Below are 13,391 nucleotides of genomic sequence, written 5' to 3' on the forward strand. Positions count from 1 at the left end.
ACCGCCAGGCCAAACTGCCCTAAATGATACTTGGCTAATTCTAGCCTGTCGTTATACAAGAGTGATGGTAACCCAGTAAATTATTTAAATTTGGCGAAACAGAGGGCTAAATTGCGGGTTAACCGCAGGATCGGCGTGACAGTGTCGACATATTTTATCGTGACATTGTCACTTGGTGTGTGTTAGCGGTTTGATTACTCAGCGTTCATACCAAGAAAAACCCCGCCGTGAAGGCGGGGTGAGGACGTTAGTCGCACTGCACTTTGATCGCCAGACCACCGCGAGAGGTTTCGCGGTATTTAGCGTTCATATCTTTACCGGTTTCGTACATGGTCTCGATCACCTTATCCAGCGATACGCGAGGTTCACTGGTACGGCGCAAAGCCATGCGTGCGGAGTTGATCGCCTTCACGGAAGCAATGGCGTTACGTTCGATGCACGGCACCTGAACCTGGCCGGCAACCGGGTCACAGGTCAGCCCCAGGTTGTGTTCCATACCGATTTCTGCCGCGATGCACACCTGCTCCGGGCTACCGCCCAAGAGTTCAGCCAGACCGGCCGCAGCCATTGAACAGGCCACGCCCACTTCACCCTGACAGCCGACTTCGGCACCGGAGATAGAGGCGTTCATCTTGTACAGCGCACCGACGGCACCCGCAGCCATAAAGTAGCGGATGTAAATGTCTGGGCTAACGGACTCAATAAAGTGGTCATAGTACGCCAGCACGGCCGGTACGATGCCGCAAGCCCCGTTGGTCGGCGCCGTGACAACACGGCCGCCTGCCGCGTTCTCTTCGTTCACTGCCAGTGCAAACATATTGACCCAGTCAATCACGTTCATTGGGTCACTGGACAGTTTATCTGAGGAAACCAGCAGACGGCGCAAGGCGGATGCACGGCGTGGAACACGCAGCGGCCCCGGCAACACGCCTTCGGTATTCAGGCCACGATCAATACAGGCGCGCATGGTCTGCCAGATGTTGCCGAAATAGGTTTCGATGTCCTGTTTGCTGTGCAATGCCAGTTCGTTTTGCATCACCATGCCTGACAGGGACAACCCGGTTTCACGGCAGTGATCGAGCATTTCGCGAGCAAAACTGAACGGATATGGGACACTCAGTTCATGCTCGTCGGCCTTGCCGAAGTTTTCTTCATCGACGATAAAACCCCCGCCGATAGAATAGTAAGTCTTGCTGTAAACTTGTTTATCCCCGGCGAAGGCGTGGATTTGCATGCCGTTTTCATGCAGTGACAGGTTGTCGCTGCGGAAAACCATGCCGCCATCACGCGGGAAATCGACTTCATGCTGGCCATTGGCCAGCATCAGGCGTTGACGTTGTTCTACATCGCGAATAAAACCCGGGATGCTATCGATATCAACGGTATCCGGCATGTTACCTGCCAGGCCGAGGATGATAGCGATATCGGTATGGTGACCTTTACCGGTCAATGAGAGTGAGCCGTAAACATCTACAGCAACACGCGTGATAGAAGGCATCAGGCCTTTATTTACCAGATCGTCGACAAACTGTTTGCCGGCTTTCATCGGTCCAACCGTATGAGAGCTGGACGGGCCGATGCCGATCTTAAACATGTCGAAAACGCTAATCACGCTAAAACTCCTTAGAGGCATATTGTTATGGCTGCAGCGGTTAAAAACCGCGCAGGGAACAGCGATATTGTAAAAGGACCGTACGGGTTCGGTTGTCTTTTTCGCATGAAATAAAATAATCCGTGGTGTTACTTCTGTTAGTGATTGCCTCAGACATTCGGCCGGCCCTGGAACCTTCCGTTGCCTAAACTCCGTTAATGGCAATCGCGCCTGCTTCCCGTGCTGAACGCGGCCAGTTTAAACCTTGCTAAAATAGTGGTTTATCCCGGACGGCAGTATTTTACAGGTATTTCGTAAGGTTGAAGAGAGGGTTTACAGTTTTTTTAAAACTCTGATAGCCAGAACGGTAGTTGAAAAAGCAAACAAATGAAGTGATGCCGATCGCTTTACCCGCGCCAACTACGCAGGTAACCGTTTGGCTTGTGATCGCGGTCACGGAATTGACGCTAAATACTGACCTGCTGCGCCAGGCGCCGGATGATGGCGGCGGTTAATCCCCAGACAAATTGGCTCTGATACCAAGAAAGATAAATGCGGTGGGAATGACCGGCACGCTGAATATCGAGTGGGTAATAGCGCGATAGCGTCAATGCTTCGTGTAATGGCATTTCAAAAACATCGGCAACTTCATCTGCGTTGGCGACGAATCGTACATCTGGAGAAATAAGCCCCACAACAGGGGTGACCTGGAAGCCGGTACTGCTGTCGAGGGGTGCCAGTTGCCCCAGGATGGTCACCGCCTCCGGTGGGATCGCCACTTCTTCATAAGCTTCCCGCAGGGCGGTGATCACCGATGAACCGTCGTCGGCGTCAGTTTTGCCGCCAGGGAAGGCGACCTGTCCAGGATGTTTGCGCAGCGAGTCGGCGCGGCGGGTGAGCAACAACGTCGGCTCAGGGCGGCAGATGATAGGTATCAACACTGCCGCCGGGCGAACGTTATGTGAGATTTGCGACGCCTGTGGCAGCTGCAACTGAAAACGGCTGATAAAGGCTGCCAATGAGGTTGGATAAGTCTGCTGGTTCACGACGCGGTAAACTCCCCCAGTTGTGGCAAGATGCGGCCAACTTTATCAAAGGTTTCCTGATACTCCGCCTGTTCCTGGCTGTCGGCAACGATACCGCCACCGGCGGAACAGTAAATACGGTTGTTTTCGGTGATGAGTGTGCGAATGGTGATATTGGTGTCCATGGTACCGCAGACGCTGATGTACCCAATACTGCCGCAATACGCGTTGCGTCGTTGTGGCTCCAACTCTTCAATGATCTCCATCGCACGCACTTTGGGGGCACCGGTAATGGAACCGCCGGGGAAACACGCGCGCAGCAATTCCGTCGCAGGGGTGTGTTCCGGCAGGGTCGCCGTGATAGTGCTAACCAGATGATGCACCGCTGGGAAGGGCTCTACCACAAATAACTCGGGAACCTTCACGCTGCCAGGTTCGGCGACACGGCCAATATCATTACGCAGCAGATCGACAATCATCAGGTTTTCCGCGCGGTCTTTGGCGGAATTCGCCAACCGTTGCGCTTGCTGAGCATCCTGCTCAGGATCGGCCAGGCGTGGCAAGGTGCCTTTAATGGGACGCGTCTGGATATGGTGATCTTCCAGCCATAGAAAACGCTCGGGTGAAACGCTCATGACGGTGTTGTGTGGCAAGCGCAAGAAGGCAGAAAAGGGCGCACGATTACTGGCGCTTAATTGCTGAAATGCTTGCCATTCATCGCCCTGATACTCAGCAGAGAATCGCTGTGCCAGATTGATTTGATAACAGTCACCACTGCGCAGATAACGCTGAATGCGCTGAAATTTTTCACCGTACTGTTGCCGCGTCATATTGGCTTGCCAGCTACGGGTCAACGTGAATGCGCGTCGGGTTTCAGGTTGTTGGCCCTTGAGCCATTGCCAGCGCTGCTCTACATCGTCATAACTCAGCAGTGTCAGCGTTTGTCGGTGATGATCGGCAATCAAAGCCCAGTTATAAATGCCGATCGCCATATCCGGCAGTGTGATATCTGCCTGAGACAATTGCGGCAGTTTTTCCACGCGGCGACCCAAATCATAACCGAACAACCCCAGTGCGCCGCCCTGAAAGGGCAGGCAGGTATCCATCGCCGGGTGCAGGTTCAGTTGATCCAGTTGCTGTTGCAACAGACTGAAAGGGTCTTCCGAAGATTGCCAATGCGCTTCACCGCAGTGGATCTCGGTGAGGGAATCCCGTGTGGTTAAGGTAGCGCAGGGGGCGGAGACCAGGATATCGAAACGGTTGTGTGGGTGTTCGGCAAAACCGGAATGCAACAGCATCGCCCAAGGCTGCTGTGCAAGCGGTGCAAACAGCTCTAACAGTGCAGTGCGGGTATAAGGTAAAGACTTAAGATTCGGTGCAGTTATGCTCATGGGCCTCAATAAACCTGACTAACAGACGGCTGTTTCTGTTGGCTATTCTGCCATATTCAACCGGCGGGTGCATGTCTTGGTATCAGTGGTTGAAGCACACTTTACATAAACGGTGGGTAAACAATTTTGCAAATGAAGCATTTTTTGCGACTTTAGCTAAAGTTTACTATGTTAAAAATAATTACATCAGTCAACGCTCGATATATTTTTGTATCTAAATGACAACCGGAAAATTAAACTATTAGTTTCACTCGGTTATTGTTTTTGGTTGTTATCATTGGCTGATGGTACAGGCGATTATTTTATTAACAATGCCAAGGTGTTCTGTAATTTGGGTAATGAATTACTGCCTGTGAGAGCGTACGTATAAAAATATAAATGGTAACAAGACGCATGTATGCCTTCGAGTAAATCGACTGGCAAGTGCTTCATTTTATTTAAATGCACCCTGATATTTTAAGAATATTCATTCGTTACTTTTTACGAAGAGCTGCCTATGCCCCTAATGCTGAGTGTTATTGTCCCGTTGCACAACGTGGGCGAGCTGTTTGAGCCTTTTCTGGCTTCATTGCTGGCCCAAAATGAACAGCGATTGGAAGTGATCATCGTCAATGACGGTTCCAGCGATGGCTCTGGCGATATCGCCCATCGTTATGCCCGACAGCACCCACACATTACTGTCATTGATCAGCGTAACGCGGGTGTGTCCTGCGCACGCAATGCCGGGTTGGCCGTTGCCAAAGGGAAATATGTCGCGTTTCCTGACGCGGATGATTTACTGGCGCCTGAGATGTATTCAACCTTGATTGAACTGGCCGAAAAAAATCAGCTGGATGTTATGCAGTGCAATGGTGAACGTTATTTTTCCCATGAGGGTGAGCTTCAACCGATTATTCCACTCAAACGACTGGGCGATACACAGGTTATAAGCGGTGTTCAATGGTTGGAGCGCGCGCTGAAATCAAGAAAATTTATTCATGTGGTGTGGTTAGCCGTTTATCGCCTTGATTTTATTAAACAGCATCAGTTGTATTTCGAGCCGGGTTTACATCACCAAGACATTCCCTGGACTACCGAAGTGATGTTTAATGCCAAGCGGGTGAAATATATCAGCAAAGCGCTGTATCGCCAGCGTGTTCATGACCAATCGATTAGCAATCGCCGCCGTATTGGTAAAGCCAACGTGGAATATCAGCGCCATTATATGAAAATCGTGGAGATGCTGAGGGTACTTAACCAGCGTTACGCGAGAAAAATCGACATCAGGCCGGCTTTCCATTGGCAAATCACGCGCGAAGCATTGGGTATTTGCCACAGTATCCGCCGTGAACCTGAACTGGCTGCACAGTGCCAAATCACCGATGAATTCTACCAACGCGGTATTGATCGCGCCATGTTCGCCAATGCGCGTGGTCTAAAACAAGGCTGGCACGTCATACTCTGGCTCCATCGTCTGAAACAGTGGCGGCACGGTGAGCATGTTTCGCAACCTGCTGCTGAATAACAAGCGTTGGGATCCGTCGGTTTAGGGGGTATACTCGCTCTCCATTTTGCCGGAGAGAATCACATGCTTGCAGGTATGCCGTCCCTGAGCCATCTAGAGCAGCAGGAAGCTGCTGATCGTATCCATTCGTTGATGGAACAAGGCATGAGCAGTGGTGAAGCCATTGCGCGCGTTGCACAGGAAATCCGCGAAAAACACCAGGGTGACCAGGTCAGCGTGCTGTTTGATGACGAAGACGATGAAGAGCATCAGGAACGGCCGGACGATCTGGCTGATGATGACTCGGAAGAAGACGAAAACTATTGATATTTCAGGGGCCGGCAAGCCGGCCCCAAAGAATTACCCTTCAACCACGACCGCAGCCGCAGCCTGTTTGGCTGATTCTACCGCCAGCGCTATGTTTTCTGCCGTAGCCAGCGCGACACCCATCCGACGTTGACCGTCAATGTCCGGTTTACCGAATAAACGCAGTTGGTTGTGACCGACCAGCGCGTGGTCCAGACCGCTGAAACGCAGGTCACGGCTGGTCAACTGTGGCAGAATGACTGCGGATGCCGAAGGCCCGAACTGGCGGATCGCACCAATGGGCAGACCCAGGAAAGCGCGAACGTGCAGGGCGAACTCGGACAGATCTTGCGAAATCAAGGTCACCATGCCGGTATCATGCGGCCGTGGGGACACTTCGCTGAAAATAACCTCGTCCCCACACACAAACAGTTCTACACCGAACAGACCAAAACCCCCCAATGCTTTCACCACGTTTTCCGCAATCGCCTGCGCATGGCTCAACGCCAGATCGCTCATCTGTTGAGGTTGCCATGATTCGCGGTAATCCCCATCTTCCTGGCGATGGCCGATTGGCGCACAGAAATGCACGCCATCAATTGCACTGATGGTGAGCAGGGTGATTTCAAAGTCGAACTCCACAAGACCTTCGACAATCACTTTACCGCCCCCGGCACGGCCACCCTGTTGGGCATACTCCCAGGCTGCGTTTAGCTGTTCCGGACGGCGGATCAGGCTTTGGCCTTTGCCGGATGAACTCATGACCGGCTTGATGATGCAGGGATAGCCGATGTCATCGACAGCCTGCTGGAATGTCACTTTGTCATCAGCAAACCGATAAGGCGAGGTGGGCAGACCGAGCGTTTCTGCGGCCAAGCGGCGGATGCCTTCGCGGTTCATGGTCAGTCGCGTTGCCTCGGCGCAGGGCACCACATGGTGTCCTTGCTGTTCCAGCTCAACCAGCATGCTGGTGGCAATGGCTTCGATCTCTGGCACGATATAGTCAGGACGTTCCTGTTCAATCACGGCTTTCAGCGCGTTGCCGTCCAGCATGTTAATAACGTGACTGCGGTGTGCCACGTGCATGGCGGGAGCATCGGCGTAGCGATCAACAGCGATCACTTCCAGTCCCAAACGCTGGCATTCGATGGCAACTTCTTTACCCAGCTCGCCGGAGCCGAGCAGCATAACGCGGGTGGCGGAGGGGCGCAGGGCGGTTCCAATAGTTAACATAGTCTCGTACCTGGATCTGTGGAGTGTAAAGCGGTCTGATAATGGGCGTGCAGTATATACGAAAACGTTTGCGTGTGCAGCCGAAGGCCAACCTATTGCTGCCACCGCCGTCAAAACCCGCAAGTGGCGGCTTTTTTTATGTGTGAAATCCGTAATCCCCCCTATCTCTGTTATCATCTGCGGTTAATTCGGTGCTGCCCATGGGCGCGCCGCCATTCCATTTGCCATATAAGAGTTATCGCCGTGAGCACAGTTTCTTTTTCTTCCCTGCCGCTGCCAGCCGAACAGTTGGCCAACCTCAACGAATTGGGGTATGCCGAAATGACACCGGTGCAGGCTGCTGCATTGCCCGCCATCCTGAAAGGGCAGGACGTACGTGCCAAAGCAAAAACCGGCAGCGGTAAAACGGCGGCATTCGGCATCGGCCTGCTGGATAAAATTAACGTTGCCCAAGTGGCTGCGCAGGCGCTAATCCTGTGCCCGACACGTGAACTGGCGGACCAGGTGAGCAAAGAGCTGCGCCGCCTTGCCCGCTTCACTCAAAACATCAAAATTTTGACCCTGTGTGGTGGCCAGCCTATGGGGCCACAGCTCGACTCCCTGGTGCATGCACCGCATATTGTCGTGGGGACACCGGGGCGTATTCAGGAACACCTGCGTAAGAAAACGCTGGTGTTGGACGAACTGAAAGTGCTGGTCTTGGACGAAGCCGACCGCATGCTGGACATGGGTTTTGCCGATGACATCGACGATGTCATCAGCTATACGCCGCCGCAACGTCAGACGCTACTTTTCTCGGCAACCTATCCGAGCGGTATTGAACGCATCAGTGCCCGCGTACAGCGCAATCCGTTAAATGTGGAAGTGGACGACGGTGAAGAACAAACCACCATCGAACAACGTTTCTATGAAACCACCCGCGATCAGCGCCCTGCGGTGTTGGTGTCGGCCATTCGTCATTATCAACCGTCTTCCTGCGTGGTGTTCTGTAACACTAAACGTGATTGCCAGAGCGTATATGAAGCGCTGGAAGCGCGAGGCATAAGCGTATTGGCGCTGCATGGCGATCTGGAACAGCGCGATCGCGATCAGGTTCTGGTGCGCTTTGCCAACCGTAGCTGCCGTGTACTGGTGGCGACCGACGTTGCTGCACGCGGTCTGGACATTAAAGAGCTGGAACTGGTTGTCAATTATGAACTGGCATTTGATCCCGAAGTGCATGTACACCGTATAGGTCGTACCGGCCGCGCTGGCCTGAGCGGCCTGGCAATTAGCCTGTGCACACCGCAGGAAATGGCGCGTGCGCATGCGATTGAAGAGTATTTGCAGATAAGAGTTAACTGGGCACCGGTGTCTGAACTGAGTGGCGCGAGCCATACGACACTTGAAGCCGAGATGGTCACCTTGTGTATCGACGGTGGGCGTAAGGCCAAAATCCGTCCTGGTGACATTCTTGGTGCCTTGACCGGCGACGCCGGGTTAACGGCAGCAGAAGTGGGCAAGATAGACATGTTCCCCGTGCATGCTTATGTGGCGATCCGCAAGGCGAGCGCCCGTAAGGCACTGCAACAGCTCACACAGGGTAAAATCAAGGGTAAGAACTGCAAGGTGCGGTTGTTGAAATAAATCACGTCAGGGGTGCACTTGCATCCCTGCGTAAAATCACCTTATACTGTATGGAATTACAGTATTCTAACCTTTGAGGAATGCGCATATGGCAGTTGAAGTTCACTATGTGGTGGTGAGAAACGGTGAGGAAAAGATGACTTTCGCAACCAAGAAAGAAGCCGATGCTTACGACAAAATGCTGGATCTGGCCGACAGCCTCGGTGAATGGTTGCAACAGGCGCCATTGAGCCTGGATGACGAGCAACGTGAAGGGCTGAGTTTCTTCCTGGCGGAGAATAAAGACGTGCTGGGGCAAATCCTGCGCGGCGCCGCGCCGGTGGAAACACCGAAGAAACCGGCCAAAGTTAAAGCGGAAAAACCTGTCGCTACCACAAAAGAGGGATCTGCGTCAGAAAAGCAGGCAGCATAATGACTTATGTTGCGGCAATGTGATGAAAAAGGATCTAGAATGAGCCGTGAAATAACTTTCTTCAGTCGCTTTGAACAAGACATCTTGGCCGGTCTCAAGACCATCACCATTCGGGATGCCAGTGAATCTCACTTTCAACCCGGTGAGGTCTTACGTGTTAGCCGTAATGAAGACAACGTATTCTTTTGCATGATTGAAGTCCTGTCAGTCACGCCGGTACGGCTGGATGCGTTAACCGAGCTGCATGCTCGGCAGGAAAACATGTCGCTCAGCGAGCTGAAGCAGGTGATCAAGGAAATCTATCCGGGGCTGGATGAGCTGTTTGTCATCACCTTCGCGAAGCGCTGATCTTTCGCCAGACCAGTTGTGAGCCAAGGGCAAATGCCTGCGGATAGCGTAAATCACAACTGGAGGGAATATGAGAACAACAGGTCTGAGTTTAGCCGTAGCACTGTTGGCCATGGCAGGTTTAACCACGACGGTGCAGGCGCAAGAGCAACGTAGCGCCAAAGTGGCGCAATGCGCGGGTCTGCAACCGGCAGACGTTGCTGCACAGGTGAAACGCGATTATCTACAAAACCGCATTACACGCTGGGAATCGGATAAAAAGCTGCTGGGTACCGCTACCCCGATCGCATGGGTAAGCCCGGACGCTATTTCCGGCAAAGATGCCGTCTGGCAGGTGCCGTTGACAGTGCGCGGCACTAAGCAGGATAAAACCTACAACGTCACCCTCGATTGCAATGCGGGCAAAATCACCTACAGTGAACCACAGTAATACCCGATTTCTGGCGGTGTCGTTTACGTTTGCCTGCCTGAAAATATTAAGCCCGCCTTATTCAGCGGGCTGTTTGTTCCAGGCTAGTGTTAGTCAGTAAATGGGATGACCAATTCACCCGGTTTTACTTCCAATCCTTTGGCCAGTTTCTTGGCCATTGCCTCTGTTTTACTGTTGTCCGGGTTCAGAACGTAGGCCGGTTTTTGATCAAAATAGGATTTTAGCGACTGATTCAGATACGGCGTCAGCGCTTTCATCACTGTCTGCATTTTCTCCGGCTGCACGCTATAGCCAGTCAATTCCATGTCCTTCAGGAATACCGCGCCTTGCTCACGATCATAGACCGGTTGCGCTTTCAGCGTTAGCTTCAAATCTGCCGTCTGCGGGCCGAGAATCGAGGTAATATTCACTTTCGCATCGCCAGAAAGGGTAACCTTGCCGGGCTCACTGCGGCCAATTTGGCTCTGCAATTGAGTCAGTACGATATTGGCGTCCAGCAACCCCGGCACACCGATCTGCTTTTGGTAATCGTTATGTTTTTGCAGGTAGTCGTTCACTTCTTGCTCGCTGAGCGTGTACTGGGTCAGCTGATTGCAACCGACCAATGCGCCGACGAACGCCAGGGCAGCAACACCCATTAAAATCTTCTTCATAAGTACTCACATGTAAGGGGCGACTAAAGCGCCCTGATTGCTATGGGCGCAGTATACAGCGCTCATTCCGGAACCTGGGATAATATTGATAGTGCGCGGGAAATCTGACATGACCTATCGGATAACGCTGAAATTGTTTAGCGCCGCAGACGCAGCACCAACAACAACACGCCACCAAGACAGGCCAGTGCACCCAGTGCAGGAAACAGCGGGATGCCCCATAGGTGCACCGATGATTGCATCAGGAAAGGTGCCAGGCCGAGAGCGAAGGCGGCGGTGACGATGGCTATGGCCAGTGTGACGGCGGCCCGTTCCAATGCTTTGCTCAGCTGATCAATGTTCTTGAGGTTGATGTCGGCGCTGAGCTGACCGCGCTTCAGCCGACGCATTAACAGGCGTAGCGTCTGCGGGAGTTCTTCACCTGCGTCGAGTGCCTCACCGCCCAGTGCCAGCATGCGTCGCCGCACCGCTTCTGGGGCGTAACGTTGCAACATGACCTGTTGCAGCATGGGTTTTAGGGTCGCGATGATATCGAAGTTGGGATCTAAGCGGTGCAGTACACCATCTGTGGTGATTAAGGCCTTGAACAACAGCACCAGATCCGGCGGTAGCGCCAGCTGATGTTCGCGTGCCATTACCAGCAAATCAGCCAGCGCCTTGCCCAACGTTAAGGTGGCAGAGGCTTGCTTATCGAGAAAGTTTTGGGCCGCCAACTCCAGATCCAGAAGATCCAAAGGATCGCTGTCTGACCAGGCGATCAAGGTATTGACGATCCCTCCGGATTCCCTTTCAGCAATGGCTTGCAGCAACAGCAATAGCTGATTGCGTCGCCGTTCGGAAAGCTGGCCGACCATGCCAAAGTCGATAAAGCCGACACGGTTATCCGCCAGGGCCATAACGTTGCCCGGATGCGGATCGGCGTGATAGAGACGGTGCTCCAGCACCATTTTCATAAAGGCCTGAGCGCCGCGTCGTGCGAGCAGCGGGCCATCGAAGCCTGCCGCTGCCAGTTGTTGCGGATTTTCCGGTGCTATACCGGGCAAAAATTGCTGCACTAGCAGGCGCTTTGACGACAGCGGCCAATAAATTTTCGGGATGACGACATCGGGTTGCTGTGCAAACTGTTGGGCGACCCGCTCACAGTTATTGCCTTCGTGAGTCAGATCCAGTTCATGATTAAGTGCGGTTGCCAGCGCTCGTACCATCTGACGTGGTCGATAACGAGCCAATGCCGGACTTTGCTGCTCTACGGTTTCCGCCAAATAGGCCAGAAGGCGCAAATCGGCATGAATGGTTTTCGCCAGGCCGGGGCGCAGCACTTTGATCACCACGGCTTCACCACTGTGCAGCCGGGCACGGTAAATTTGCGCCATTGATGCAGCCGCCAGAGGCACGTCGTCAAACTCAGCAAACAGGTTGTGAGGATCCCCACCCAAGTCCGCTGTAATTTGTGGCGCCAGTTCGCCCCAGGGTAAGGTGGCGGCTTGACTGTGCAGACGATCAAGTTCGTCAGTCCAACTTGAATCCAGCAAGTCTGAGCGAGTTGCCAGAATTTGGCCAAATTTGACAAAGGTGGGTCCGAGCGCTTCCAGTGCGGCGCGCAAACGCTGCGGCAATGTTTGGCTGTCTTGTGGCTGATTGCCCACGTCATTGCTGCCCAGCAGGGTGCTCAGGCCGAGCAGGCGAATGACATCTTGTAATCCGTAGCGGATGAGTACCGCAGAAATCTCTTTCAGCCTTGCCCGATCGCGGGCAGTGACGAGCACCATTTTTAACATTTGCGCGCTATATCCTTATTGCATGGGATTACTGTTCCATATCGAACAACAGCGGTATATCGCTACGCTGTGCCATACGGTTGCGATAGGCTTCCACGTTTTCCGGAAGTGTCAGCCCGGCGACGATCGACAACGAACGCAGCAGTGGGAACAGGTGAATATCGTCTTCAGACAGCGTACCCTTTACTGCTTCAGGGGAGACAATCAGCCTGGAAAGTGCCTGGAGGTCCGTTTCCAATTGGGCAATCAAATCGGCACTGTCACCGAGGTGCTTCGCAAAACTGCCGATTGATGCCTGCTTTTTATCGGTGAAGTATTGGCGTGCACCGTCAGTGGCGAATTCTTCGAAGTCAGCATTGGCAAAACGGGGCAGCAATAAGTAAAGGCTATAGCTGCCGACGCGCTGCAACCAGTCGGCAATCGCTGGGTTGGTTTTCCCCGTCAACAGCGGTTTGCCATCAAGATTATCGACGTAGTGCACGATATCCATGCTTTCAGGCAGATAGCTGCCGTCATCTTTTTGCAAGATAGGGGCCATTTTCTTGCCAATCATACTGACAGGCGTCGCTTCATCATCGCTGAGTAAGGTGACCAGGCGAACGGGCAGGTTTTTCAGGCCGAAAATCATGCGGGCTTTAACGCAGAATGGGCAATGATCGTAGATAAACAGTTTCATGCTTGCTCCGGTTGTCAGGTTTTAATAGCAATAGTTATCACAGCATACTGAGGCTGTCGCGAAGAGTTCTTGCTGGAAGGTGCGTTATTGTTGTTTGATCCGCGCATTTAGCGCGGATCAATGCGGGGATTATTTTTTTGTCGGGACGGAATTAATCACTTCTATCAGATGCATTCGCGCCTCTTCCAAATCGATTTTATCACGCTCGGTGGTGGCATTGACGATCTGCAGTTGTTTGACAATGTCATTCTTCAGGCCGGCATTCTCGGCAATAATGTGGGCCAGCGCCTTTTCTACCAATGTTGAGCGCGCGTAAAGCATACGCAGATTCAGCACCATGTGTTCCAGCAACTGCGGTAATTTGTTTTCATCACTCATCGCCAACGTCTCCCGTTTGTGTTTTTACTATCAGGATAGCAGCTGTGAGAAATTCGGCTGA

General features: G+C 52.8%; 14 protein-coding genes. 6 read left to right on the forward strand and 8 right to left on the reverse strand.

Annotation, left to right across the window (positions count from 1 at the left end; genetic code table 11):
• Positions 1–247: 247 nt before the first annotated feature.
• From sdaA to pabB, 3 genes are all read right to left on the reverse strand, one after another.
• Positions 248–1,612 carry an L-serine ammonia-lyase gene (gene sdaA, locus ACI2J2_RS03345; protein ID WP_209634042.1) on the reverse strand — a complete coding sequence of 455 codons (1,365 nt, stop codon included), beginning with the start codon at positions 1,610–1,612 and terminating at the stop codon, positions 248–250.
• Positions 1,613–2,058: 446 nt separating this feature from the next.
• Positions 2,059–2,637, reverse strand: coding sequence for a CoA pyrophosphatase (locus ACI2J2_RS03350; protein WP_404759408.1), 579 nt, complete (start codon positions 2,635–2,637; stop codon positions 2,059–2,061).
• Positions 2,634–4,007, reverse strand: coding sequence for an aminodeoxychorismate synthase component 1 (pabB, locus tag ACI2J2_RS03355; RefSeq protein WP_265553680.1), 1,374 nt, complete (start codon positions 4,005–4,007; stop codon positions 2,634–2,636). Before pabB ends, ACI2J2_RS03350 begins: the two co-directional genes overlap by 4 nt.
• Before the next feature lie 496 nt (positions 4,008–4,503).
• Here pabB and ACI2J2_RS03360 point away from each other — a divergent pair, with 496 nt between their 5' ends.
• Positions 4,504–5,511, forward strand: coding sequence for a glycosyltransferase (locus ACI2J2_RS03360; protein WP_209634036.1), 1,008 nt, complete (start codon positions 4,504–4,506; stop codon positions 5,509–5,511).
• 63 nt (positions 5,512–5,574) lie between these two features.
• On the forward strand, positions 5,575–5,817 hold the full coding sequence (locus ACI2J2_RS03365; protein WP_209634034.1) for a YoaH family protein: 243 nt from the start codon (positions 5,575–5,577) through the stop codon (positions 5,815–5,817).
• A 33-nt stretch (positions 5,818–5,850) separates the two neighbouring features.
• Here the strand turns inward: ACI2J2_RS03365 and purT are convergent, their stop codons facing one another.
• Entirely contained in the window at positions 5,851–7,029 is a 1,179-nt protein-coding gene (purT, locus tag ACI2J2_RS03370; protein ID WP_404759409.1) for a formate-dependent phosphoribosylglycinamide formyltransferase, read from the reverse strand.
• 243 nt (positions 7,030–7,272) lie between these two features.
• On the opposite strand from purT, the gene dbpA reads away from it, so the two are divergent.
• The 4 genes from dbpA to yebF all read left to right on the forward strand — a co-directional run bounded on the left by dbpA (position 7,273) and on the right by yebF (position 9,845).
• The gene (dbpA, locus tag ACI2J2_RS03375; RefSeq protein ID WP_265553676.1) at positions 7,273–8,655 is read left to right on the forward strand and encodes an ATP-dependent RNA helicase DbpA; all 1,383 of its coding nucleotides are present in this window, start codon (positions 7,273–7,275) and stop codon (positions 8,653–8,655) included.
• An 88-nt stretch (positions 8,656–8,743) separates the two neighbouring features.
• On the forward strand, positions 8,744–9,067 hold the full coding sequence (locus ACI2J2_RS03380; RefSeq protein ID WP_209634028.1) for a YebG family protein: 324 nt from the start codon (positions 8,744–8,746) through the stop codon (positions 9,065–9,067).
• 39 nt (positions 9,068–9,106) lie between these two features.
• Positions 9,107–9,415 carry a N(4)-acetylcytidine aminohydrolase gene (gene yqfB, locus ACI2J2_RS03385; RefSeq protein WP_037419871.1) on the forward strand — a complete coding sequence of 103 codons (309 nt, stop codon included), beginning with the start codon at positions 9,107–9,109 and terminating at the stop codon, positions 9,413–9,415.
• Between the two features lie 70 nt (positions 9,416–9,485).
• Positions 9,486–9,845 (forward strand): protein YebF, encoded by a 360-nt coding sequence (gene yebF, locus ACI2J2_RS03390; RefSeq protein WP_209634024.1) that lies wholly within the window; start codon positions 9,486–9,488, stop codon positions 9,843–9,845.
• 89 nt (positions 9,846–9,934) lie between these two features.
• Here yebF and ACI2J2_RS03395 read toward each other — a convergent pair whose 3' ends face one another.
• The 4 genes from ACI2J2_RS03395 to ACI2J2_RS03410 all read right to left on the reverse strand — a co-directional run bounded on the left by ACI2J2_RS03395 (position 9,935) and on the right by ACI2J2_RS03410 (position 13,330).
• On the reverse strand, positions 9,935–10,498 hold the full coding sequence (locus ACI2J2_RS03395) for a lipoprotein (protein ID WP_404759410.1): 564 nt from the start codon (positions 10,496–10,498) through the stop codon (positions 9,935–9,937).
• Between the two features lie 137 nt (positions 10,499–10,635).
• On the reverse strand, positions 10,636–12,276 hold the full coding sequence (locus ACI2J2_RS03400) for an ABC1 kinase family protein (protein WP_404759411.1): 1,641 nt from the start codon (positions 12,274–12,276) through the stop codon (positions 10,636–10,638).
• 28 nt (positions 12,277–12,304) lie between these two features.
• Positions 12,305–12,952: a glutaredoxin 2 gene (gene grxB, locus ACI2J2_RS03405; protein WP_404759412.1), complete on the reverse strand. Its 648-nt coding sequence runs from the start codon at positions 12,950–12,952 to the stop codon at positions 12,305–12,307.
• Positions 12,953–13,081: 129 nt separating this feature from the next.
• Positions 13,082–13,330, reverse strand: coding sequence for a hypothetical protein (locus ACI2J2_RS03410; RefSeq protein WP_209634017.1), 249 nt, complete (start codon positions 13,328–13,330; stop codon positions 13,082–13,084).
• Between the last annotated feature and the right edge of the window lie 61 nt (positions 13,331–13,391).

This window comes from Serratia sp. NPDC087055, assembly GCF_044900985.1.
GTDB lineage: Bacteria > Pseudomonadota > Gammaproteobacteria > Enterobacterales > Enterobacteriaceae > Serratia.